The 22,062-nt window shown below is 70.1% G+C and carries 21 protein-coding genes; 10 read left to right on the forward strand and 11 right to left on the reverse strand.

The annotated features are described in order from the left end of the window. Positions 1-36: 36 nt before the first annotated feature. Positions 37-903 (forward strand): oxygen-dependent coproporphyrinogen oxidase, encoded by an 867-nt coding sequence (gene hemF, locus AACG61_RS07295; protein ID WP_411839339.1) that lies wholly within the window; start codon positions 37-39, stop codon positions 901-903. Between the two features lie 10 nt (positions 904-913). Here the strand turns inward: hemF and AACG61_RS07300 are convergent, their stop codons facing one another. The 4 genes from AACG61_RS07300 to AACG61_RS07315 form a co-directional block, all read right to left on the reverse strand. Further along, complete coding sequence (locus tag AACG61_RS07300) at positions 914-1,237, reverse strand: YnfA family protein (RefSeq protein ID WP_411839474.1); 324 nt, start codon at positions 1,235-1,237, stop codon at positions 914-916. Further along, positions 1,237-3,198: a DNA topoisomerase IV subunit B gene (parE, locus tag AACG61_RS07305; RefSeq protein ID WP_411839340.1), complete on the reverse strand. Its 1,962-nt coding sequence runs from the start codon at positions 3,196-3,198 to the stop codon at positions 1,237-1,239. The genes AACG61_RS07300 and parE overlap by 1 nt, the downstream gene beginning before the upstream one ends. 106 nt (positions 3,199-3,304) lie before the next feature. Then, on the reverse strand, positions 3,305-3,949 hold the full coding sequence (locus tag AACG61_RS07310; protein WP_411839341.1) for a glutathione S-transferase family protein: 645 nt from the start codon (positions 3,947-3,949) through the stop codon (positions 3,305-3,307). Positions 3,950-4,014: 65 nt separating this feature from the next. After that, positions 4,015-4,983 (reverse strand): alpha/beta fold hydrolase, encoded by a 969-nt coding sequence (locus AACG61_RS07315; RefSeq protein ID WP_411839342.1) that lies wholly within the window; start codon positions 4,981-4,983, stop codon positions 4,015-4,017. A gap of 115 nt (positions 4,984-5,098) precedes the next feature. Here AACG61_RS07315 and AACG61_RS07320 point away from each other — a divergent pair, with 115 nt between their 5' ends. Next, positions 5,099-5,767 carry a DUF1007 family protein gene (locus tag AACG61_RS07320; protein ID WP_411839343.1) on the forward strand — a complete coding sequence of 223 codons (669 nt, stop codon included), beginning with the start codon at positions 5,099-5,101 and terminating at the stop codon, positions 5,765-5,767. After that, the gene (locus tag AACG61_RS07325) at positions 5,764-6,669 is read left to right on the forward strand and encodes a nickel/cobalt transporter (RefSeq protein ID WP_411839344.1); all 906 of its coding nucleotides are present in this window, start codon (positions 5,764-5,766) and stop codon (positions 6,667-6,669) included. Before AACG61_RS07320 ends, AACG61_RS07325 begins: the two co-directional genes overlap by 4 nt. On the opposite strand, the gene hisG is transcribed toward AACG61_RS07325, so the two are convergent. Genes hisG through hisS form a run of 3 tightly spaced genes read right to left on the reverse strand, consistent with a single transcriptional unit; the run spans position 6,666 to position 9,888 of the window. Then, positions 6,666-7,343, reverse strand: coding sequence for an ATP phosphoribosyltransferase (gene hisG, locus AACG61_RS07330; RefSeq protein ID WP_411839345.1), 678 nt, complete (start codon positions 7,341-7,343; stop codon positions 6,666-6,668). The genes AACG61_RS07325 and hisG overlap by 4 nt on opposite strands. Continuing rightward, positions 7,340-8,410 carry an ATP phosphoribosyltransferase regulatory subunit gene (locus AACG61_RS07335; protein WP_411839346.1) on the reverse strand — a complete coding sequence of 357 codons (1,071 nt, stop codon included), beginning with the start codon at positions 8,408-8,410 and terminating at the stop codon, positions 7,340-7,342. Before AACG61_RS07335 ends, hisG begins: the two co-directional genes overlap by 4 nt. After that, positions 8,407-9,888: a histidine--tRNA ligase gene (gene hisS / locus AACG61_RS07340; RefSeq protein WP_411839347.1), complete on the reverse strand. Its 1,482-nt coding sequence runs from the start codon at positions 9,886-9,888 to the stop codon at positions 8,407-8,409. The genes AACG61_RS07335 and hisS overlap by 4 nt, the downstream gene beginning before the upstream one ends. 58 nt (positions 9,889-9,946) lie before the next feature. Here hisS and AACG61_RS07345 point away from each other — a divergent pair, with 58 nt between their 5' ends. The 5 genes from AACG61_RS07345 to ispG all read left to right on the forward strand — a co-directional run bounded on the left by AACG61_RS07345 (position 9,947) and on the right by ispG (position 13,789). Further along, positions 9,947-10,180 carry a SlyX family protein gene (locus AACG61_RS07345; RefSeq protein ID WP_411839348.1) on the forward strand — a complete coding sequence of 78 codons (234 nt, stop codon included), beginning with the start codon at positions 9,947-9,949 and terminating at the stop codon, positions 10,178-10,180. A gap of 161 nt (positions 10,181-10,341) precedes the next feature. Then, a complete protein-coding gene (locus AACG61_RS07350) occupies positions 10,342-11,634 on the forward strand; it encodes an adenylosuccinate synthase (protein WP_411839349.1) in 1,293 nt (430 codons plus the stop codon). Positions 11,635-11,721: 87 nt separating this feature from the next. Next, positions 11,722-11,931 (forward strand): DUF2842 domain-containing protein, encoded by a 210-nt coding sequence (locus AACG61_RS07355; protein ID WP_411839350.1) that lies wholly within the window; start codon positions 11,722-11,724, stop codon positions 11,929-11,931. Then, the gene (locus AACG61_RS07360) at positions 11,928-12,587 is read left to right on the forward strand and encodes a thiamine diphosphokinase (RefSeq protein WP_411839351.1); all 660 of its coding nucleotides are present in this window, start codon (positions 11,928-11,930) and stop codon (positions 12,585-12,587) included. Before AACG61_RS07355 ends, AACG61_RS07360 begins: the two co-directional genes overlap by 4 nt. A gap of 80 nt (positions 12,588-12,667) precedes the next feature. Then, positions 12,668-13,789: a flavodoxin-dependent (E)-4-hydroxy-3-methylbut-2-enyl-diphosphate synthase gene (gene ispG / locus AACG61_RS07365; RefSeq protein ID WP_411839352.1), complete on the forward strand. Its 1,122-nt coding sequence runs from the start codon at positions 12,668-12,670 to the stop codon at positions 13,787-13,789. A 64-nt stretch (positions 13,790-13,853) separates the two neighbouring features. On the opposite strand, the gene moaA is transcribed toward ispG, so the two are convergent. After that, positions 13,854-14,861 carry a GTP 3',8-cyclase MoaA gene (gene moaA / locus AACG61_RS07370; protein ID WP_411839353.1) on the reverse strand — a complete coding sequence of 336 codons (1,008 nt, stop codon included), beginning with the start codon at positions 14,859-14,861 and terminating at the stop codon, positions 13,854-13,856. Between the two features lie 117 nt (positions 14,862-14,978). On the opposite strand from moaA, the gene AACG61_RS07375 reads away from it, so the two are divergent. Then, complete coding sequence (locus AACG61_RS07375; protein ID WP_411839354.1) at positions 14,979-15,464, forward strand: hypothetical protein; 486 nt, start codon at positions 14,979-14,981, stop codon at positions 15,462-15,464. Here the strand turns inward: AACG61_RS07375 and AACG61_RS07380 are convergent. Then, on the reverse strand, positions 15,452-16,135 hold the full coding sequence (locus tag AACG61_RS07380) for a DNA alkylation repair protein (RefSeq protein ID WP_411839355.1): 684 nt from the start codon (positions 16,133-16,135) through the stop codon (positions 15,452-15,454). The genes AACG61_RS07375 and AACG61_RS07380 overlap by 13 nt on opposite strands. Before the next feature lie 135 nt (positions 16,136-16,270). On the opposite strand from AACG61_RS07380, the gene aroA reads away from it, so the two are divergent. Beyond that, complete coding sequence (gene aroA / locus AACG61_RS07385; RefSeq protein WP_411839356.1) at positions 16,271-17,602, forward strand: 3-phosphoshikimate 1-carboxyvinyltransferase; 1,332 nt, start codon at positions 16,271-16,273, stop codon at positions 17,600-17,602. Positions 17,603-17,666: 64 nt separating this feature from the next. Here aroA and AACG61_RS07390 read toward each other — a convergent pair whose 3' ends face one another. Further along, a complete protein-coding gene (locus AACG61_RS07390; protein WP_411839357.1) occupies positions 17,667-19,562 on the reverse strand; it encodes a propionyl-CoA synthetase in 1,896 nt (631 codons plus the stop codon). Between the two features lie 177 nt (positions 19,563-19,739). Then, on the reverse strand, positions 19,740-22,019 hold the full coding sequence (locus tag AACG61_RS07395; RefSeq protein WP_411839358.1) for an NADP-dependent malic enzyme: 2,280 nt from the start codon (positions 22,017-22,019) through the stop codon (positions 19,740-19,742). Between the last annotated feature and the right edge of the window lie 43 nt (positions 22,020-22,062).

Consider the following 22,062-nt stretch of genomic DNA (forward strand, 5'->3'; position numbering starts at 1 on the left):
CGCTAGCCGCAAGGCGGGCACCATTGCAAATCACGAATGAGGTCCATGATGGACGACCAACGTCGCCGCGCCGCCCAGTGGTTTCACGCGTTGCGCGACCGCATCGTCGCGGCCTTCGAGGCGCTGGAGGATCGCGGCCCCGGCGACGCTCCCGCCGGCCGCTTCGAGGTGACGCCCACCGCGCGGGGCGAGGATGGCGGCGGCGGGCTGATGTCGGTCATGCGCGGCGGCCGCGTCTTCGAGAAGGTCGGCGTCAACTGGTCCGAGGTCCACGGCATGCTGGCGCCGCGCGCGCAGGCCGCGATGGCCGCCCGCGGCGTGCCGGGCATGGCCGATGACCCGCGCTTCTGGGCATCGGGCATCAGCCTGGTCGCGCATATGCGCAACCCCCATGCGCCGGCCGTGCACATGAACACGCGCATGTTCTGGACCCCCGGCGCGTGGTGGTTCGGCGGCGGCACCGACCTGAACCCCTGCATCGAATACGTGGACGACACCGCGCATTTCCACGACGTGCTGCGCGCGGCCTGCGCCCCGCACGGGCCCGACTATTACGACCGGTTCAAGGCCTGGGCGGACGAGTATTTCTTCGTCCCCCATCGCGGCCGGGCGCGCGGTGTGGGCGGGGTCTTCTACGACGACCTGAACAGCGGCGATTGGGAGGCCGACTTCGCCTTCACCCAGGCCGTGGGCGAGGCCTTCCTGCCCGCCTTCCTGCCCCTGGCCGAGGCGCGCATGGCCCAGCCCTTCGACGATGCGGACCGCGACGCGCAGCTTATCCACCGAGGACTCTATGCGGAATACAACCTGGTCTATGACCGCGGGACCAAGTTCGGGCTGGAAACCGGCCACAATGCCGATGCCGTGCTGATGAGCCTGCCGCCGCTGGCCAAGTGGGTCTAGACCCGTCCGCTCAGGCCCGCGCGCCCCACAGGATCACCGCCGCCCCGGCGATGCACAGTCCGGCCCCCAGCAGGTCCAGCCTGCCGGGGGCCTGCCCCTCGACCAGCCACAGCCAGGCCAGCGACGCGGCGATGTAGATGCCGCCATAGGCCGCATAGGCGCGGCCCGCGAAATCGGCCTGAACCTGCGTCAGCAGCCACGCGAACAGTGCCAGCGCCGCCACGCCCGGCACCAGCCACAGCACGGACCGGTCCAGCCGCAGCCAGGCCCAGAAGGCAAAGCACCCCGCGATCTCGGCCAAAGCGGCCGCGACGTAGAGGCCGATGGCCGGGATCACACGTCCAGTTCCTCGACGAAGCGGGCGTTCTCCTGGATGTATTCGAAGCGCAGCTCGGGCTTTTTGCCCATCAGGCGTTCGACCAGATCGCCGGTCTCGCCGCCTTCGTCATCGTCGATGCTGACGCGGATCAGCTTGCGCGTCCTAGGGTTCATGGTCGTGTCCTTGAGGTCCTTGGCGTCCATCTCGCCCAGACCCTTGAAGCGCTGGACGTCGATCTTGCCCCGCCCGCCCAGGCCCTTCTGCATCATCCGCTCCTTCTCGGCATCGTCGGCCACATAGAGCCGCTGCGCCCCCTGCGTCAGGCGATACAGCGGCGGGCAGGCCAGATAGAGATGCCCTCGGTCGATCATCGGCCGCATCTGCGTGAAGAAGAACGTCATCAGCAGGCTGGCGATATGCGCGCCGTCCACATCGGCGTCGGTCATGATGATGACCTTGTCATAGCGCAGGTCGTCCACGTTGAACTTGGAGCCCATGCCCACGCCAAGCGCCTGGCAGAGGTCGTTGATCTCCTGGTTCGCGCCCATCTTCGACGATGCCGCGCCCAGCACGTTCAGGATCTTGCCGCGCAGCGGCAAGAGCGCCTGATTGGTGCGGTCGCGCGCCATCTTGGCCGATCCGCCCGCCGAATCGCCCTCGACGATGAACAGCTCGGTTCCCTCGCGGTTCGTGGCGCTGCAATCGACCAGCTTGCCGGGCAGGCGCAGCTTTTTCGTGGCGGTCTTGCGGGCGGTCTCCTTCTCCTGCTTGCGGCGCAGGCGCTCCTCGGCGCGCAGGACCAGGAAATCCAGGATCGCGCCTGCCGATTTCGTGTCAGAGGCCAGCCAGGTGTCGAAATGGTCCCGCACCGCGCCCTCGACCAGGCGCGCGGCCTCGGTCGTGGCCAGGCGGTCCTTGGTCTGGCCCACGAATTCCGGTTCGCGGATGAAACAGCTGACCAGCGCGCAGCCGCCCGTGCCCAGATCCTCGCGGGTGATGTTGGCGGCCTTCTTGTTGCTGACGCGCTCGCCATAGGCGCGGATGCCCTTCAGCACGGCCGCCCAGAAACCCATCTCATGCGTGCCGCCCTCGGGGGTGGGGACCGTGTTGCAATAGGACTGGATGAAGCCGTCGCGGGCGGGGGTCCAGTTCACGGCCCAATCGACCTTGCCCGGCACGCCGAACTTGGCGTTGAAATCGACGCTGCCCGCGAAGGGACGCTCGGCATAGGTGCTGGCGCCGGTCAGGGTCTCGGTCAGATAATCGGCCAGGCCGCCGGGGAAATGGAAGGTCGCCTCGCGCGGGGTCTCTCCGTCGTCGATCTCGGTCTTCCAGCGGATCTCGACGCCCGAGAACAGATAGGCCTTGGACTTGACCATCTTGATCAGCCGCGCGGGCTTGAAGCGGTGATGGCCGAAGATCTCCTCGTCGGCGTGGAAGGTCACGGTGGTGCCGCGCCGGTTCGGGGCCGCGCCAATCCGGGCCACCGGCCCCTGCGGGATGCCGCGCGAGAAACGCTGCTCGAACAGCTCCTTGTTGCGTGCGACCTGCACGACCATCAGGTCCGACAGCGCGTTCACGACCGACGCGCCCACCCCGTGCAGCCCGCCCGATGTCTGATAGGTGTCGCCCGAGAACTTGCCCCCCGCATGCAGGGTGCACAGGATCACCTCCAGCGCGGACTTGCCCGGGAACTTGGGGTGCGGGTCGATGGGGATGCCGCGGCCGTTGTCGCGCACCGTGACGCTGAAATCGGCGGCCAGCTCGACCTCGATCCGCGTCGCGTGACCCGCCACGGCCTCGTCCATCGAGTTGTCCAGGATCTCGGCGACCAAGTGGTGCAGCGCGCGCTCGTCCGTGCCGCCGATATACATGCCGGGGCGCTTGCGCACGGGCTCCAGCCCCTCCAGCACCTCGATCGAGGCTGCGGAATAGGCGTCGCTGGCGGCATTGCCGGAAAGAAGGTCGTCGGCCATCGGTCGTCTCGTCGCTTTGGGATCGGGACCGCTTATCTCACGCGCCGGGGGCGGGCGGCAAGGGGTAGTGGCCCCCCGCTGCCCGGACCCCACCGATTGCGGCGTCTCAGGCCGGTTCGGCCATCCGCGCGGCCCACATCGTCTTGAAGGCCGGACGGTCCTGACAGGCCGTCAGCCAGGCGCTGATCGCGGGGTGGCGCGCCATCAGCGCCGCGTCGCCCTGGGCATAGCGGATGATCTCGGCCAGGTTCAGGTCGGCCACGGTGAAGCGGCCGCCCACCAGATAGGCATGCGTCGCCAGATGCTCCTCCACCACGGCCAGGGGCCGGGCCAGACGGGCCGCGGCCTCGGCCACGATCTCGGCGTCGTCGGCGGACTGGCCCAGCATCAGGATGGTCAGCGCGTCCGGCTCGATCGCGGTCGCGCCATAGAGCGACCACTGCGTCATCAGCGCGTCCTCGGCATAGTCCTGCGGACCGGCGGGGCCGCCATGCTTGCGCGCCAGATGCAGCGTGATGGCCAGCGATTCGGACAGCACCAGCCCCTCGTCCTCGATCACCGGGATCGCACCCGCGGGGGACAGGGCCAGGAAATCGGGGCTCTTCGTGTTCGCGGGCGCATCGGGTGCCTCGGCATTGCCGATGCGATAGGCCTGGATGACCGGCACCTGCCGGAAGGGCAGGTCCAGTTCGTGGCAGAGCCAGATGACGCGCGATGCGCGCGAGCGGGTGACGCCGTGGATGGTCAGCATGATGGCCCCCTTTGGGTTCGTTCGGAGGGCACCTTGCGGCGCACCCGCGCGCCCCGCAAGCCCCCTCAGCGCAGCCCGGCGCGCGCCGCGGCGCGGTCCACGGCGTCAATGATCGCCTGCGGATCGCCATGCTGGGGCATGTGGCCCTGATCGGGCAGCAGGGTCAGGGCCGCGTCGGGCAGCCGCTTGACCAGCTCCATCCCGTGCATTCCCGCCGGAACCAGCATGTCCTGCTGGCCGTGGATCACCTCGACCGGCATGTCGAGGCGCGGATACAGGTCCTGCATGACCCGCAGATAGGGGCGCAGATGGCTGATCTGCGCGGCATTGGCGCGATAGTTCTGCCGCCGTGCGGCCAGGCCGATGCCGATGTAATCCGCATATCCGGGCGGAACGGCCTGCGGGGCGAAGATGCCCTCCATGATCCGCTCTCCCAAGGCCACGGGGGCCAGGGCGGTCAGCATGGGCGGGCCCACGCGGTCGCCAAGAGGCGTGTCGATGAAGGCGTACCAGCCGGTCATCTGGCCCTCCCACGGCATCGTGGCCCCCGACACGATGACCAGCGCCGCCGTGTCGGCCGGCGCGCGCAGGCCCCATGCCAAGGCCACCGCGCCGCCATAGCTGTGCCCCAGCACGATCGGATCGCGCACGTCCAGCTGCGCCGCCGCCCGTTGCAGCAGATCGGCCTGCGCGATCGGGTTGTCGGTCTGATCGCCGATCGGGTCGGTCCATCCGAGACCCGGGCGATCGAAGGCGATGACCCGGTATCGCGGAGCCAGCCTGTCGGCCAGATCGAAGGTGAAGTCGCGGCTGCTGCCGCTGGCGCCATGCAGCAGGATCAGGTCCGGCCCCTGGCCCCTGATGTCCACATGGACGGTCGTGCCGTCCACCTGCAGCAGCTGCCCGGTCGGCGGGAACTGCGCCTCGAACGTGGCCTCGCGTGCGGTGGCGCGGGCATCGACCAGCCTGCCGCAGCCGCCCAATGCCGCGCCCGCCGCCGCCAGTGCCGCCATGGTGAACGCCCGTCTTCTCATCGCCCGCTCCTTCGCGTCCCGCAGGGGATTTCCGCCCGTCTGGCAAAGCGGTGATTTGCATGACGGGTGGCGTGCGGGTAACTGGAAGCGCCGTCCTTGCCAAGGTGTTCCGCCCATGCCGCTGCGTGCCGCAACCGCCACCGCCCTGCTGCTGAGCCTGCCCGAAGGCGCGCTGGCCCATCCGCATGTGTTCATCGACGCGGCGCTGTCGCTGGATTATGCCGATGGCGGCGCGCTGCGCGAGGTGGCGGTCGAATGGGCCTATGACGAGTTCTATTCGCTGCTGATCATCGAGGATCTGGGCCTCGACCCCGATGGCGACGGGGTGCTGACCGAACCCGAGATGACGGCCCTTCAGGGCTTCGACGCGGAATGGGAGCCGGGCTTCGACGGGCGGCTCTATCTCAGCGTCGACGGCGCGCCGGTCGCGCTGGAGGGCCCCCGCGACTTTTCCGCGCGCTATGAGGACGGGCGGCTGGTCTCGCGCCATGTCCGCCCCGTGGCGCAGGAGGTGGGCGCGGAGGCGCCCCTGCGCGTGCAGGTCTATGACCCAGAATACTACGTCCAGTTCAGCCTGCCCGAACCGCCGGCGATCCAGGGCGCGGAGTGTCGCGTGGACCTGCGCATGGGCGATCCCTATGCGGCGGCCGATGCCTATGCGCGCGCCGTGGCCGACGCGCTGGAGGAGGATCAGGACGCCAGCGTCGATCAGGAGCTGCTGATCGTCGACATCGGTGCGACCGGTGCCGACGAGGCGCGCATTGCCTGCGGGCCGGGCGCATGAGGCGCGCGCTGGCCCTGACCGGGCTGATCGTCGCGGCGGCGCTTCTGGCGCTGTGGTGGGGCGGGGGCCTGGCCGGGATCGAACGGTGGGCCGCCGATCAGCAGCGCGCCACCCAGAACGCGATGGCGGGCGCGCTTCGCGCCCTGCGGGCGGGTCAGCCGGGTGCCGTCGCGTCGCTGATGGCGCTGTGCTTCGCCTATGGGGTGGCCCATGCGGCGGGTCCGGGCCACGGTAAGATCATCATCGGCAGCTACGGCTTCGGCGCGCAGGTGCCCTTGGCGCGGCTGGCGGGGCTGTCCATCGCCTCGTCCCTGGCGCAGGCGGTGACGGCGGTGCTGCTGGTCTGGGGCGGCATCACGGTCTTGGACCTGGGGCGCGAGACGCTGACCGACCTGTCGGAGACCGCGATGGTGCAGTTCAGCACCGCACTGGTCGCGATGGTCGGGCTGTGGCTGGCGTGGCGGGGCCTCACCATGCTGCGCGCTCAGGCCGCCGCGCCGGGGCATCACCACCACCATCATCACGATCACGCCTGCGGTTGCGGCCATGCGCATGGGCCGACGCCCGAGCAGCTTGCGCAAACGCGCTCGCTGCGGGATGGGCTGCTGGTCGTGGCGGGGGTCGCGATGCGGCCCTGCACCGGGGCGCTGTTCCTGCTGATTCTGACCTGGCGCATGGGGATCTTTCCCATGGGCATCCTGGGCGCGCTGGCCATGGGGCTGGGCACCGCGGTCGTCACCGTCGCGGTGGCCGGGCTGGCGGTCTGGGCGCGCCGGGGCAGCTTTGCGCTGATGCCGCAGAGCGGGCCCTTCGCGCGGGCCGGGCGCTGGCTGCCGGGCAGCCTGCAGCTGGGCGCGGGCCTGCTGATCGCCGCGATCTCGGTCGCGGTGCTGCTGCCCTAGGCGGGGATCAGGCGGGCCAGCAGGGCCGTCATCTGCAGACCCATCGCCGCGCGTGCCGCGAACAGCGTCGCCTGAGAGCGCAGGATCGGCTCCTCCTCCAGGATGCGCAGGTTGTTGGCGCGCAGCGTCTCGCCCGAGGAGGTGATGTCGGCGATGGCCTCGGCGGTCTGGTTGGCGACCGTGCCCTCGGTCGCGCCCTGGCTGTCGACCAGCTGATAGTCGGCGACCTCATGGGCTGCCAGCCAGGCCCGTACCAGGCGGTGATACTTGGTGGCGATGCGCAGCCGGAAGCCGTGTTCGGCGCGGAAGTCGCGGGCGATGGCGGCCAGGTCGTCCAGATCGCGGCAGTCCTGCCAGCAGGCGGGAACGGCCAGGATCAGGTCCGCGTGGCCGAAGCCCATCGGTGCGACCTCGGTCACCAGATCGCGCCATCCGGCCAGCTTCTCGCGCACCAGATCGGTGCCGGTCACGCCCAGCTCGATCCGTCCCGCGGCCAGTTCGCGCGGGATCTCTCCGGCCGAGAGCAGCACCAGCGACACACCCTCGACCCCCTCGACCCGGCCCGCATATTCGCGGTCCGAGCCTGCGCGCGACAGGCGCACGCCCCGGTCCGCGAACCACTCGAACGTCTGCTCCATCAGCCGTCCCTTGGACGGCACCCCAAGCCGGATCATGCCTGCGCCTCCAGTTCGGCCACCAGGCCCGGACGGATGATCCCGCCCACGGCCGGGATCTCGCGTCCACGTCCCAGCACCCGCGTCAGCGCGTCATAGCGCCCGCCCGAGGCGACCGGCGGCCAGCCCGCGCGCCCCGCACCCTCGGCCAGGAAGCTGAAGGTGAAGCCGTCGTAATATTCCAGCGTCGTGCGCCCGTGGCTGGCGTCGAAGGTCACATGGCCCAGGTTGATGCCGCGCCGGGCGATGGCGTCCATCCGCGCCGCGATGCGCGTCACAGCGGGCACGATGGCGGGCATGTCGCGGGCCAGCGCCTGCAGCGCGGGCAGCGCCTCGGGGACCGGGGCGCGCAGGGTGAACAGGCGATCCAGCCGTTCGGACCAGACCGGGGGCAGGGGCGCCACCGCCGCATCCGCGTTCAGCCGGGCGATGCGGCGCACCATCTCGGCCTCGTGGCGCAGGCCCGCCCAGGGCGCGTCCGTCTGCACCGGGCTGCGCGCCAGGGTCGGGCGGGAGAAGCGATCCAGCAGCCGGGCAAAGCGCCCGGGACGCCAGATGTGGTGCATCAGCGCCTCCGCCCGCGCGGGCGGCAGGGGCAGGCCGCGCACCGCGTCCAGAAGCAGGCTCATGTCGCCCGTCTCGGCCCGCAGCGCGTGGGGCGCCAGCGCGTCGTGGAACAGCGCAAAGACCTCGGCATCGGCATCCGGGTCACGGGTGAACAGCTCGAACCCGCATTGCAGATATTCGGTGTCGCGCGGGTTGGCGGGATGGGTGTCGCCCATGTCCTGCTTGCGGAAGACCTCGCCCAGATAGCAGTAGCGGGCGGGCTCTGCCCCGCCCGACATATGCGCCTGCACCACCGGGACGGTGAAGTCGGGGCGCAGCATCATCTCGCCCCGGATCGGGTCCTGGGTGACATAGGCGCGCGCGCGGATGTCCTCGCCGTAAAGATCCAGCAGGTCGCCCGCCGGCAGCAGCAGGTCCGGCGCGATCTCCTCGGCGCCCGCGTCGCGGAACCGCGACAGCAGGCGCTGGCCCACCGCCTGTTTGGCCTGCTTGGGGATCATGACAGGATGCGCCGCACTTCGGCGACCAGGTCCGCGACCGCGACCTCGGTCTGGGCAGGCTGGGATTTCCATTCCTCGACAGAGGCTTCGGCCGCGATCTTCGCGCCCAGGATGAGGTCCTTGACCTGCACGACGCCGCGCGCCGCCTCGTCCGCGCCCTGGATGACCGCCACCGGCGCGCCGCGCTTGTCGGCGTATTTCAGCTGGTTGCCGAAGTTCTTGGGGTTGCCCAGATAGACCTCGGCCCGGATGCCCGCGGCGCGCAGATCGGCGGCCATGGCCTGATAGTCGGCCATCCGGTCGCGATCCATGACGGTCACGACGACCGGCCCCGCGGTGTCGGCCCCGGCCAGGCCCTTTGCGCGCAAGGCGGCCAGCAGGCGGTCCACGCCGATGCTGACGCCCGTCGCGGGGACCTTCTGGCCGGTGAACCGTTCGACCAGCCCGTCATAGCGCCCGCCGCCCGCGACCGATCCGAACTGCCGCTTGCGGCCCTTCTCGTCCAGGATCTCGAAGGTCAGCTCGGCCTCGAAGACCGGGCCGGTGTAATAGCCCAGGCCCCGCACGACCGAGGGGTCGATGACCGCGCGATCCTCGGCCACGCCCATCGCGGCCAGCATCGCCGCGATCTGGCGCAGCTCGTCCACGCCCTCGGCCCCGATGGCCGATGCGCCGACCGCCCCGGCCAGGTTGTCCAGCGTCGCGGCATTGTCCGCGCCCTTGGCCTCCAGGAAGGCCAGGACCGGGGCGGCCTGGCCCTCGGACAGGCCCACGCCGTCGATGCGCGCGCCGCTGTCGTCCAGGCGGCCCGTGGTCAGCAGGGCCAGGACGCCCTCGCGGCCCACCTTGTCGAACTTGTCGATCTGGCGCAGCACGTCCTCGGCCTGATCCTCGCGGACCTCGGCCGCCTCCAGCACGCCGTTCAGGACCTTGCGGTTGTTGATCCGCACCAGATAGTCGCCGCGCGCGATGCCGACGCCCTCCAGCGCATCGGCCAGCATGCCGCAGATCTCGGCATCCGCCGCGACCGACGCCGACCCGACCGTGTCCGCATCGCATTGATAGAACTGCCGAAACCGGCCCGGACCCGGCTTCTCGTTGCGCCAGACCGGGCCCATCGCATAGCGCCGATAGGGGCTGGGCAAATCGTTGCGATACTGCGCCGCGACGCGGGCCAGGGGCGCGGTCAGGTCATAGCGCAGCGCCAGCCAGTCGCCTGCCGTGCCGCCGCCGGGAACCGCCTCCTCCTGCCAGGCGAAGACGCCGGCGTTGGGGCGGTCCACATCGGGCAGGAACTTGCCCAAGGCCTCGACGGTCTCGACCGCGCTGGTCTCCAGCGGGTCGAAACCGTGGCGATGATAGATGGCGGCAATGCGGTCCAGCATGTCGCGACGCTCGGTCACGTCGGCGCCGAAGTAATCGCGGAACCCCTTGGGCGTCTCGGCCTTGGGGCGGGGCTGCTTCTTGTCTTTTGCCATGGTATCAATCGCCTTTTCGGGCCCATATTCAGGCGCCGCTGTAACGGAAGGTGACGACATGGACAAGGATCAGGAACGCGGCGATCAGGACACCCGCCTGTGCGCGCTGGAGGAGACGGTGGCCCACCTGACCCGCCTGACCGAGGACCTGTCCGAGGTCATCGCCCGCCAGGACCGCGACCTGTCCCGCCTGACCGCCCGCGTCGAACGCCTGACCCTGGCTGAGGCCGAACGCCAAGCCGACGCCCCCGGCAGCGTCGCTCTGGCCGATCAACGCCCGCCGCACTGGTAAGGCCCGCTTCTTCTTCACTAAAAATATCCTCTGGGGGTCCGGGGGGCGAAGCGCCCCCGGCCATCGCCCCTGGCAAGGCCCGGACAAAGCGGCTTTCCCCGCCGCCTCCGATGCGTTAATGCCGGGGCGAAAAGAACATCGGACAACGAAAAGGATCGCTCATGGCCAATGTTGTGGTTGTCGGAGCCCAGTGGGGCGACGAGGGCAAGGGCAAGATCGTCGACTGGCTCTCGGAACGCGCCGATGTCATCGCGCGCTTCCAGGGCGGTCACAATGCCGGCCACACGCTGGTCATCGGCGACAAGGTATTCAAGCTGTCGCTGCTGCCCTCGGGCATCGTGCGAGAGAACAAGCTTGCCGTGATCGGCAACGGCGTCGTGCTGGACCCCTGGGCGCTGTTCTCCGAGATCGACAAGCTGGCGGGCCAGGGCGTCGCCATCTCGACCGAGAACCTGATGATCGCCGAGAACACGCCGCTGATCCTGCCGCTGCACCAGGACCTGGACAAGCTGCGCGAGGAGGCGGCCGGCAAGGCCAAGATCGGCACCACCGGCCGCGGCATCGGCCCGGCCTACGAGGACAAGGTCGGCCGCCGCACGATCCGCGTGGCGGACCTGGCCGACGAGGAGACGCTGGACGCGCGCCTGGACCGCCTGCTGGCCCATCACGACGCGCTGCGCGCGGGTCTGGGCGCCACGCCCATCGACCGTGCCGAGCTGAAGGCCAAGCTGATGGAGGTCGCGCCGAAGCTGCTGCCCTTCGCCCAGCCCGTCTGGAAGATCATGGCCGATGCCCGCAAGGCCGGAAAGCGCATCCTGTTCGAGGGCGCGCAGGGCTCGCTTCTGGACATCGACTTCGGCACCTATCCTTATGTGACGTCGTCGACCACGACCTCGGGGGCAGCGGCCAGCGGAACGGGCATGGGGCCGGGTGCGATCGGTTTCGTGCTGGGCATCGTCAAGGCCTATACGACCCGCGTGGGCGAAGGCCCCTTCCCGACCGAGCTGGAGGATGCCGACGGCCAGCGCTTGGGCGAGCGGGGCCACGAGTTCGGCACCGTCACGGGCAGGAAGCGCCGCTGCGGCTGGTTCGACGCGGTGCTGGTGCGTCAGACCTGCGCGATCAGCGGCGTGAACGGCATCGCGCTGACCAAGCTGGACGTGCTGGACGGGTTCGAGACGCTGAAGATCTGCGTGGGCTATGAGATCGACGGGGTCCGCTACGATTACCTGCCAACCGCCGCGGCGCTGCAGGCCAAGGTCACGCCGATCTATGAAGAGATGGAGGGCTGGCAGGAATCGACCGCCGGCGCCCGCAGCTGGGCCGAGCTGCCCGCAGCGGCCATCAAGTATGTGCGCCGCGTCGAGGAGCTGATCCAGTGCCCGGTCGCGATGCTGTCGACCAGCCCGGAACGCGACGACACGATCCTGGTGACCGACCCCTTTGCCGACTGATGGCGTCCCGCGACGGTGCGGGGGACATCCTGTCCCCCGCACCCCCTGGGGCCTTCGCGCGCCCCGCCCCGGAAAGGCCGTGACCGCATGGAACTTAAGACCCGCAAGCGTCTGTCGATCCTGATCCTGGTGGTCGGGATGCCGCTTTACGTCGTGGCGGCGGTGACGATCATGAACTGGCTGGATGCGACCTATGGCCGCCAGCCGATCTGGATCGAGCTCGTGATCTATATCGTGCTGGGCATCCTCTGGGCGATGCCCTTCAAGCGCGTCTTCCGGGGCGTGGGCAAGGGGTGAGCGACCGGCCGGTCCGCGATGCGCGCGGCGTCACCGTCATCGGCGGGGGTGACGTGGCGGGCGCGGACCTGGAGGCGGCCCTGGCCGTCGCGCCGGTCCTGGTCGCGGCGGACGGGGGCGCGGATCGCGCGCTGGAGCTGGGGCAGCCGCCCGATTGGGTGATCGGCGATCTGGACAGCATCTCGGACCCCGCGCGGCGGCTGATCCCGCGCGAGCGGGTCATCGGCGTCGCCGAGCAGGACAGCACCGATTTCGGAAAGTGCCTGGAGCGGATCGAGGCGCCGCTGGTCCTGGCCGTGGGCTTTGCCGGACGGCGGCTGGATCACACGCTGGCGGCGCTGAGCCTGCTGGTGCGGCCCGGCGCGCCGCGCGTGGTGATGATCGCGGCCGAGGACGTGATCCTGGCCTGTCCGCCGCGCCTGACCCTGCCCTTGATGCCCGGCACGCGCGTGTCGCTGTTTCCCATGGGGCCGGCGCGGGGCACGAGCCAGGGGCTGGACTGGCCCATCGACGGCATCGATTTCGCCACGGGCGGGCGGATCGGGACCTCGAACCGGGCCAGCGGGCTGGTGACGTTGCGGATGGAGGGGCCGATGCTGCTGATGCTGCCCCGCGACTGCCTGGGCACCGCGATCACGGCATTGCGCGGGGCCTGAGGGGCGGGCTGCGGCGCGGGGGCGGTTGTCGCGCCGGGCCCTATGGCTTATCTGATGGAGCGAACCCCCGGAGGCTTCCCATGTCGCTGAACCCGATCCGTCCCTGGCGCAACATCGAGCGCCGCAAGTCGCGCCAGATCATGGTGGGCAACGTCCCCGTGGGCGGCGACGCCCCGATCAGCGTGCAGACGATGACCAACACCAACGGCCATGATGTGCGCGCCACGCTGGACCAGGTGATCGCCTGCGCCGAGGCCGGCGCCGACATCGTCCGCATCAGCGCCCCGGACCAGGAGACGACCCGCGCGCTGCGCGAGATCTGTCGCGAGAGCCCGGTGCCGATCGTGGCCGACATCCATTTCCACTACAAGCGCGCCATCGAGGCGGCCGAGGCGGGCGCGGCCTGCCTGCGCATCAACCCCGGCAACATCGGCGACGAGAGCCGCGTGCGCGAGGTCATCAAGGCCGCGAAGGATCACGGCTGTTCGATCCGCATCGGGGTGAACGCGGGGTCGCTGGAGAAGCACCTGCTGGAGAAATACGGCGAGCCCTGCCCGGATGCGATGGTCGAATCGGGGCTGGATCACATCAAGATCCTGCAGGACAACGACTTCCACGAGTTCAAGATCAGCGTGAAGGCCAGCGACGTGTTCCTGTCGGCGGCGGCCTATCAGCAGCTGTCGGAGGCCACCGACGCGCCGATCCATCTGGGCATCACCGAGGCGGGCGGCTTTGTCGGCGGCACGGTGAAATCGGCGATCGGGCTGGGCAACCTGCTGTGGATGGGCATCGGCGACACGATCCGCGTCAGCCTGTCGGCCGATCCCGTGCAGGAGGTCAAGGTCGGCTTCGAGATCCTGAAATCCCTGGGGCTGCGGACGCGGGGCGTGCAGATCATCAGCTGCCCCAGCTGCGCGCGGCAGGGGTTCGACGTGATCCGCACCGTCGAGGCGCTGGAGCAGCGGCTGGAACACATCAAGACGCCGATGTCGCTTTCGATCATCGGCTGCGTGGTGAACGGGCCGGGCGAGGCGCTGATGACCGATCTGGGCTTCACCGGCGGCGGGGCGGGGTCGGGCATGGTCTACATGGCCGGCAAGCAGAGCCACAAGATGTCGAACGACCAGATGATCGACCATATCGTGCAGCTGGTCGAGGAGCGCGCCGAGACGCTGGCCCGCGCAGCGGAGGCGGCGGAGTAATCTTGCGTCCCGCGGTGGCCGGGGGCGCTCGCGCCCCCCGGACCCCCCGCCCGGCACCTGACCGTCAGCCGCCCGTATGGCTCATGTGGCGGGTCATCTGGCCCGCGACGGCCTGACGGGAATAGTCGAAGTCGTGACCCTTGGGTTTGCGCGCGATGGCGGCGCGGATCGTCTCGCGCAGCGCCGTGTCGTCGGGGCTGGCGCGGAGCGGCGCGCGGAGGTCGGCATTGTCCTCCTGGCCCAGGCACATGAACAGCTCTCCGGTGCAGGTGACGCGGACGCGGTTGCAGCTTTCGCAGAAATTGTGGGTGAGCGGGGTGATGAAGCCGATCTTCTGCCCGGTCTGGGCCAGACGGACATAGCGGGCGGGGCCGCCGGTGCGTTCGGCCAGGTCGATCAGGGTGAAGCGTTCCGCCAGGCGCGCGCGCAGGTCCGACAGCGGCCAGTACTGGTCCAGCCGGTCCTCCTCGCCCAGATCGCCCATGGGCATGACCTCGATGAAGGTCAGGTCGTGGCCCTCGTCGCCGCACCATCGGACCATGTCGAACAGCTCGGCGTCGTTCACGCCCTTGAGCGCGACGGCGTTGATCTTGACCCTGAGGCTCGCGGCACTGGCGGCGCGGATGCCCTCCAGCACCTGCGGCAGGCGCCCCCACCGGGTGATCGTGGCGAAGCGGTCGGCGTTCAGCGTGTCCAGCGACACGTTCACGCGCCGCACCCCGATCTCGGCCAGCTCCGCGGCATGACGGGCCAGCTGGCTGCCGTTGGTGGTCAGGGTCAGCTCATCAAGGCTGTCGCCCAGATGGCGCGCGACATTGCGCATGAAGCCCATGATCCCGCGCCGGACCAGCGGCTCTCCGCCGGTGATGCGCAGCTTGCGCACGCCCAGACCCACGAAGGCGGTGCAGAGGCGGTCCAGCTCCTCCAGCGTCAGCAGGTCGGCCTTGGGCAGGAACTGCATGTGCTCGGCCATGCAATAGACGCAGCGGAAGTCGCAGCGGTCCGTGACCGACACCCGCAGGTAGGTGATGGGCCGGGCGAAGGGGTCGATGAGCGGGGCGTGCTGGGTCATTCCCTCTATCTAGGCGCGGCGATCCCCGCTCACAAGCCGGACATGTCGGCGCGCGGCGGTGGACGGCGCGCACGGGGCGTGCCACTCCTGTGCAAAAGCCTTTCGAAGGAGACGTCGATGCGCCTGACACCATTCGCCATTCTTGGATTTGGACTGGCCCTTGCCGGATGCAGCCAGATGGCCGGCACCACCACCCGGACCGAACGGCCGGCCGCCACGGCCGCGCAGACCTCGGCCGCGACGGAGGTGACGCGCGCGCCCGCGCCGCGCCCCGCGGCCCGTGCCACACCCGCGCAGCTGGACACCACGACGCCCGAACAGCGCGCCGCCGCGGCACAGGCGCCCGCCGCGGCAGAGGAGCGCCTCGGCACCACAGTGGCCTCACTGGGCAACCCGGCCGAGGGCGGGTTCTGGGTTAAGACGCCGCTGGTCGACGCGCCCGCCCAAGGGCGCATCGTCAACCCGGCCACGGGCAAGTCGGCCAAGGTCGAGCTGCGCCCCCTGACCGGCGGCGGCACCGGCAGCCAGGTCTCGCTGCCCGCGCTGCAACTCTTGGGCGTGCCGCTGACGGCGCTGCCGACGCTGGAGATCTACCGCTCCTGATCGTCGGGCGCGGGGTCGGCCTCCGGGTGCGGCTCCGCTACCCGCGCGGCCTCGGCCACGGCCGCGTGCCAGGCGGCGATCCGGTCGGGGTCGCGCTTGGCCAGATCGCGCGCCCAGGTCTGCGCGGCCTGGCGCACCGCGCCGTTGCGGTCCGCCGCCAGCCGCAGCGCCAGGTCCAGCACCCGCTCGCGGATGGCCAGATCGTCGGGCTTGGGGTTGTTCATCTTGGCCCAGGGCAGGGTCGCGGTCAGCAGACCCCGGCGCAGCCACGGGTTGCGCGACGCGGCCCAGGGCGCGATGCGGTCCAGCCGCGCGGGATCGGCCATCAGGCGGCGGCCGGCCGCGGACATGACCGCATCGCCGATCTCGGCCCCGTCGATCTCATCGGCCCAGTCCAGGATCGCCTCCCAGGCCGCGTCGTCGGGCTGCATCCGCGCCTGCACCAGCAGCCGCGCCGCGACCAGACGCGCATCGTGGACATTGCTGTCCCAGAGGGCGCGGGCCAGGGCGGTGCGGGCCTCGGGCTCATGCGCCGCGCGCCATTCGGCCGCGATCTCGTCGATGGCGGCGGGGGTCAGGCCAAGCGTCTCGCGCCCGGTCTTGTGGCGGGCGGCGGCGCGGGCCGCGCGGTCGGGGTCGGCCAGGGCGCGCAGCCGGTCCAGCTCCTGCATGGGGATCTCCTGTGATGCAGCCCCCCTTCTAGGCCAGCGGTCGTCCTGCCTCAAGACGCCCCGCGGCCCAAGATCGTGGTGGAAGCGCGCGCCTGCGCGGGCTAAAAGACCCCGCAAAAGCAAAAGGTCACGCCCATGTCGCATTCCGCCGAACCCCGTCCCATGACCTCCCGCCGCGGCGGCCCCCTGCGGGGCGAGGCGCGCGTGCCGGGCGACAAGTCGATCAGCCACCGCGCCCTGATCCTGGGCGCGATGGCGGTGGGCGAGACGCGCATCACCGGCCTTCTGGAGGGCCAGGACGTGCTGGACACGGGCCGCGCGATGCAGGCGCTTGGCGCGACGGTGATCCAGCACGGTCCCGGCGACTGGTCGGTGCATGGGGTGGGCGTGGGCGGCTTCTCGGAGCCCTCCGAGGTGATCGATTGCGGCAATTCCGGCACCGGGGTCCGGCTGATCATGGGCGCGGTCGCGACCACGCCCATCGCGGTCACTTTCACGGGCGATGCCAGCCTGTCGCGCCGCCCGATGGCGCGGGTCACCGACCCACTGGCGCTGTTCGGCGCACAGATCACGGCGCGCGAGGGCGGGCGGCTGCCGATCACCGTCGAAGGCTCGGCCGATCCGGTGCCGGTCACCTACCGCACCCCGGTCGCCAGCGCGCAGATCAAGTCGGCGATCCTGCTGGCCGGGCTGAACGCGCCGGGGGAGACGGTGGTGATCGAGGCCGAACCCACGCGCGATCATTCCGAACGCATGCTGGCGGGCTTTGGCGCGCAGATCCGGACCGAGACCACGCCCGAAGGCCATCGCATCACCCTGACCGGCCGCCCCGAGCTGCGCCCCCAGCCCGTCGCCGTGCCGCGCGACCCCTCCAGCGCCGCCTTCCCGGTTGCGGCTGCGCTGATCGTGCCCGGCTCCGAGATCCGCGTGCCCGGCGTCAGCCGCAACCCGACCCGCGACGGGCTCTATGTCACGCTGCTGGAGATGGGCGCCGACATCACCTTCGAGAACCCGCGGGAGGAGGGCGGAGAGCCGGTGGCCGACCTGCTGGTCCGCCACAGCGCGCTGAAGGGCGTGACGGTGCCTGCGGATCGCGCGGCCAGCATGATCGACGAATTCCCGATCCTGTCGGTCATCGCCAGCTTCGCCGAAGGAGCCACCGTGATGAACGGCGTGGCGGAACTGCGCGTCAAGGAAAGCGACCGCATCGACGCGATGGCGGTCGGCCTGCGCGCCAATGGGGTCGAGGTCGAGGACACGCCCGGCAGCATGACCGTCCACGGCATGACCCGCGTGCCGGGCGGCGGACGGGCCGTCACCCATTTGGACCACCGCATCGCCATGAGCTTCCTGGTCCTGGGCCTCGCGACCGAAAGCCCGGTGCAGATCGACGATGCAGGCCCGATCACGACCTCCTTCCCGGATTTCGTGCCGCTGATGACGCGCCTCGGGGCCAGCCTGGACTGAGCCCTTCTTCTTCAGAAAAATATCCCGGGGGGAATCCCGGAACGGGATGGGGGGCAGCGCCCCCCTACGCCGCCCCGACGGGATAGCCGACCCCGGCCAGCGCGCCCCGGATCTCGTCCAGGATCGCGGGGTCGTCGATGGTGGCGGGCGCCTTGACCGCCTCTCCATCCGCGATCTTGGCCATGGTCGCGCGGAGGATCTTGCCCGATCGCGTCTTGGGCAGCCGATCCACCACGCAGGCGGTCTTGAAGGCCGCGACGGGTCCGATCCGGTCGCGGACCATCCGCACCACCTCGGCGGTGATGTCCGCAGGGTCGGCCGTCACGCCCTTCTTCAGGCACAGAAGGCCCAGGGGCGCCTGTCCCTTCAGCGCATCCGCCACCCCGATCACGGCGCATTCGGCGACCGCCGGATGGCTGGCCAGGACCTCCTCCATCGCGCCAGTGGAGAGGCGGTGGCCCGCCACGTTGATCACGTCGTCGGTGCGCGCCATGATCCAGACATAGCCGTCCGCATCGACATAGCCCGCATCGCCGGTCTCGTAATAGCCGGGGAAATGCTCTAGATAGGCGCGGCGGAACCGCGCCTCGGCGTTCCACAGCGTGGGCAGCGTGCCGGGCGGCAGGGGCAGGCGGATCGCGATGGCGCCAAGCGTGCCGGGCGCGACCGGATGGCCGGCCTCGTCCAGGACCTGCACGTCATAGCCGGGCATCGGCACGGTGGGGCTGCCCTTGCGCACGGGCAGCAGCCCGACGCCCAGGGGGTTCGCGGCGATGGGCCAGCCGGTCTCGGTCTGCCACCAATGGTCGATCACCGGAACCTTCAGGCGATCCTCGGCCCAGGTGACGGTGTCGGGGTCGGCGCGCTCTCCGGCCAGGAACAGCGCCTTGAGCGAGGACAGGTCGTGGCGTGCGACCAGCGCGCCCTCGGGGTCCTCGCGCTTGACGGCGCGGATGGCGGTGGGCGCGGTGAAGAAGGACTTGACCCTGTGATCCGCGATCACCCGCCAGAAGGTGCCCGCATCGGGGGTGCCTACGGGCTTGCCCTCGAAGATCACCGTGGTGGCCCCCGCGATTAGGGGCCCATAGACGATGTAGCTGTGGCCCACGACCCAGCCCACGTCGGAGGCGACCCAGAAGACGTCGCCCGCCCCGATGCCGAAGATGTTCGGCACGCTCCAGGCCAGGGCCACCAGATGCCCGGCGGTGTGGCGGACCACGCCCTTGGGCTGACCCGTCGTCCCGGAGGTGTAGAGGATGTAGGCCGGATGGTTCCCCTCGACCGGCACGCAGTCGGCGGGCGCGGCAGCAGCCACGGCCTCCTGCCAGTCCAGATCGCGTCCCGCGACCATGTCGGCCGTGCATTCGGGGCGCTGGAACACGATGGTGAGGTCGGGCTTGTGCGCGGCCTCGTCGATGGCGCGGTCCATCAGCGGCTTGTAGGGCACGACGCGCCCCGGCTCCAGCCCGCAGCTGGCGGCGATGATCGCGCGGGGCCGCGCGTCGTCGATGCGCACAGCCAGCTCATGGGCGGCGAAACCGCCGAAGACCACGGAATGGATCGCGCCGATCCGCGCGCAGGCCAGCATCGCCTGCAGCGCCTCGGGGATCATCGGCATGTAGATGATGACCCGGTCGCCCTTGCCGATGCCGCGCGCGACCAGCACGCCCGCCAGGCGCGCCACCCGGTCCTGCAGCTGGGCATAGGTCAGGCGGCTGGTGCTGCCGGTCATCGGGCTGTCATGGATGACCGCGATCCGGTCGCCGTGACCCGCCGCGACATGGCGGTCGATGGCGTTCCAGCAGGCATTGACCATGCCGTCCGCGAACCACTCGCCCGCCGGTCCCTGATCGAAGAAGGCGCGGCTGGCCGGGCGGTCCCAATCGATCGCCGTGGCGGCCTCGGCCCAGAACGCCTCGGGGTCGTCGCGCCAGCGGGCGTAAAGCTGATGATAGGACATGGCCCCTCCCTCCCAGAAGATGAGGGATTGTTACGCAGGGCTGGGGGCTTCGCGCAACAGTGTTAGCGTCCGATGCGGGGCAGGATTAGCAATAATCTCCGCCCCTCGTTTGCAAAACGGACGGCGCCGCAAACACGGGGTTTGCGGCGCCGCAGCATTTGCAAAGCGATGGGCGAATCAGCCGTAATGCGTGACCGGCGTCCCGGCCAGCACCGACATGTTCAGGAGCCCCCGCGTGGTGATCGAGGGCGTCACGATATGCGCGCGGTTGCCCATGCCCATCAGGATCGGCCCGACCTCCAGGCCCTGGGCGCGCATCTTCAGCGCGTTCCTGACGCCCGATGCCGCGTCCGTGCCGGCAAAGACCAGCACGTTGGCCACGCCCTGCAGCCGCGATCCGGGGAAGATCCGCTCGCGCAGCTCGGGGTCCAGCGCCGCGTCCACATGCATCTCTCCGTCATACATGAAGTCCGGCTCGCGCGCGTCCAGCAGGGCCAGCGCCTCGCGCATCTTGCGCCCCGAGGGGCTGTCGGTGTTGCCGAACTGCGAATGGCTGCACAGCGCGATCTTGGGCGTCAGGCCGAAGCGGCGGACATGGCGCGCGGCGCCCATCACCGTCTCCATCACCTGCTGCGGAGTGGGGTCGTTGTGGCACTGCGTGTCCGCGATGAACAGCGGGCCGTCCTCCAGGATGATCATGGACAGGGCGCCGACCGGGTGCAGCCCGCCCTGGGCCAGGATCTGGCGGACATATTGCAGGTGCCAGCTGTATTGCCCGAAGGTGCCGCAGATCAGGCTGTCGGCCTCGTCCCGATGCACCATGACCGCGCCGATGGCGGTGGTGTTGGTGCGCATGATCGCGCGGGCGATGTCCGGGCTGACCCCGCGCCGGGCCATCAGCCCGTGATAGGTCTCCCAGTAATCGCGATAGCGCGGGTCGTTCTCGGGGTTCACGATCTCGAAGTCGCGCTCGGGGCGGATGGGCAGGCCCGCGCGTTCGGCGCGCATGGCGATGACGTCCGGGCGGCCGATCAGGATCGGCACGTCGGTGGTCTCCTCCAGCATGGCGTTGGCGGCGCGCAGGACGCGCTCATCCTCGCCCTCGGCGAAGACGATGCGGCGGGTGACGGTGGCCGCGGCCTCGAAGACCGGGCGCATGATCAGCGCAGACCGGAAGACCGAGCCGTCCAGCTTCTGCTTGTAGGCCGCGATGTCCTCCAGCGGGCGGGTGGCCACGCCCGTCTCCATCGCGGCGCGGGCGACGGCGCTGGAGACGACGCCCATCAGGCGCGGATCGAAGGGCTTGGGGATCAGATAGTCCGGGCCGAAAGTCAGCGTCTCGCCGCGATAGGCGGCGGCGGCCTCGGCGGCGGTGGTCGCGCGGGCAAGGGCCGCGATGCCCTCGATGCAGGCGATCTTCATCTCGTCGTTGATCGTGGTCGCGCCTACGTCCAGCGCGCCGCGGAAGATGAAGGGGAAGCACAGGACGTTGTTGACCTGGTTCGGAAAGTCGCTGCGGCCCGTGGCGATGATCGCGTCGGGGGCGATGGCGCGGGCGGCCTCGGGGTCGATCTCGGGGTTGGGGTTCGCCAGCGCGAAGATGATCGGGCGCGGGGCCATGCGGCCGACCATCTCGGGGGTCAGGACGCCGGGACCGGACAGGCCCAGGAACAGGTCGGCGCCGTCGATGACCTCGGCCAGGGTCCGCTTGTCGCTGGCCTGGGCATAGGCGGCCTTCTGCGGGTTCATGTCCACTTCGCGGCCCTCATGGACCAGGCCGTGGATGTCGCAGAGCCACACGTTCTCGCGCTTGACGCCCAGCTTCAGCAGCATGTTCAGGCAGGCGATGCCCGCCGCCCCGCCGCCGGTGGACACGATCCTGATGTCCTCGAACCGCTTGCCGGCGATGCGCAGCGCATTGGTTGCGGCCGCGCCCACCACGATGGCGGTGCCGTGCTGGTCGTCATGAAAGACCGGGATGTTCATCCGCTCGCGGCAGATCTCCTCGACGATGAAGCAGTCGGGGGCCTTGATGTCCTCCAGGTTCACCGCGCCGAAGGTCGGCTCCAGCGCGCAGACGATCTCGGCCAGCTTGACGGGGTCGGGCTCGTTCACCTCGATGTCGAAGCAGTCGATATTGGCGAATTTCTTGAACAGGACCGCCTTGCCCTCCATCACCGGCTTGGAGGCCAGCGCGCCGATATTGCCCAGGCCCAGGACGGCCGTGCCGTTCGAGATGACGGCCACCAGGTTGCCCTTGGTTGTATAGCGCGCGGCGGTCGAGGGATCGGCCTTGATCTCCAGGCAGGCCTCGGCCACGCCGGGCGAATAGGCGCGGGCCAGGTCGCGGCCGTTGGCCATGGGCTTGGTCGCGCGGATCTCCAGCTTACCCGGACGCGGGAATTCGTGATAATCCAGTGCGGCCTGTCTGGCGCTGTCCTGCCTGCGGTCTTCCATCTCTCGCCCCTCAAGTTTCGGAATTGGTTTACCGTTAAACCAA

The organism is Paracoccus sp. ME4 (genome assembly GCF_046736325.1).
Taxonomy (GTDB): domain Bacteria; phylum Pseudomonadota; class Alphaproteobacteria; order Rhodobacterales; family Rhodobacteraceae; genus Paracoccus.

Coding starts and splice junctions, on each gene's coding strand:
- aroA (WP_411839356.1), top strand. CDS start 16,271: ATGTCGCATTCCGCCGAACCCCGTCCCATGACCTCCCGCCGCGGCGGC.
- hemF (WP_411839339.1), top strand. CDS start 37: ATGAGGTCCATGATGGACGACCAACGTCGCCGCGCCGCCCAGTGGTTT.
- AACG61_RS07310 (WP_411839341.1), bottom strand. CDS start 3,949: ATGCTGACCATCCACGGCGTCACCCGCTCGCGCGCATCGCGCGTCATC.
- AACG61_RS07395 (WP_411839358.1), bottom strand. CDS start 22,019: ATGGAAGACCGCAGGCAGGACAGCGCCAGACAGGCCGCACTGGATTAT.
- hisG (WP_411839345.1), bottom strand. CDS start 7,343: ATGATCCGGCTTGGGGTGCCGTCCAAGGGACGGCTGATGGAGCAGACG.
- AACG61_RS07350 (WP_411839349.1), top strand. CDS start 10,342: ATGGCCAATGTTGTGGTTGTCGGAGCCCAGTGGGGCGACGAGGGCAAG.
- AACG61_RS07345 (WP_411839348.1), top strand. CDS start 9,947: ATGGACAAGGATCAGGAACGCGGCGATCAGGACACCCGCCTGTGCGCG.
- AACG61_RS07320 (WP_411839343.1), top strand. CDS start 5,099: ATGCCGCTGCGTGCCGCAACCGCCACCGCCCTGCTGCTGAGCCTGCCC.
- AACG61_RS07390 (WP_411839357.1), bottom strand. CDS start 19,562: ATGTCCTATCATCAGCTTTACGCCCGCTGGCGCGACGACCCCGAGGCG.
- AACG61_RS07315 (WP_411839342.1), bottom strand. CDS start 4,983: ATGAGAAGACGGGCGTTCACCATGGCGGCACTGGCGGCGGCGGGCGCG.
- hisS (WP_411839347.1), bottom strand. CDS start 9,888: ATGGCAAAAGACAAGAAGCAGCCCCGCCCCAAGGCCGAGACGCCCAAG.
- AACG61_RS07375 (WP_411839354.1), top strand. CDS start 14,979: ATGCGCCTGACACCATTCGCCATTCTTGGATTTGGACTGGCCCTTGCC.
- parE (WP_411839340.1), bottom strand. CDS start 3,198: ATGGCCGACGACCTTCTTTCCGGCAATGCCGCCAGCGACGCCTATTCC.
- AACG61_RS07355 (WP_411839350.1), top strand. CDS start 11,722: ATGGAACTTAAGACCCGCAAGCGTCTGTCGATCCTGATCCTGGTGGTC.
- AACG61_RS07380 (WP_411839355.1), bottom strand. CDS start 16,135: ATGCAGGAGCTGGACCGGCTGCGCGCCCTGGCCGACCCCGACCGCGCG.
- AACG61_RS07335 (WP_411839346.1), bottom strand. CDS start 8,410: ATGATCCCCAAGCAGGCCAAACAGGCGGTGGGCCAGCGCCTGCTGTCG.
- AACG61_RS07325 (WP_411839344.1), top strand. CDS start 5,764: ATGAGGCGCGCGCTGGCCCTGACCGGGCTGATCGTCGCGGCGGCGCTT.
- ispG (WP_411839352.1), top strand. CDS start 12,668: ATGTCGCTGAACCCGATCCGTCCCTGGCGCAACATCGAGCGCCGCAAG.
- moaA (WP_411839353.1), bottom strand. CDS start 14,861: ATGACCCAGCACGCCCCGCTCATCGACCCCTTCGCCCGGCCCATCACC.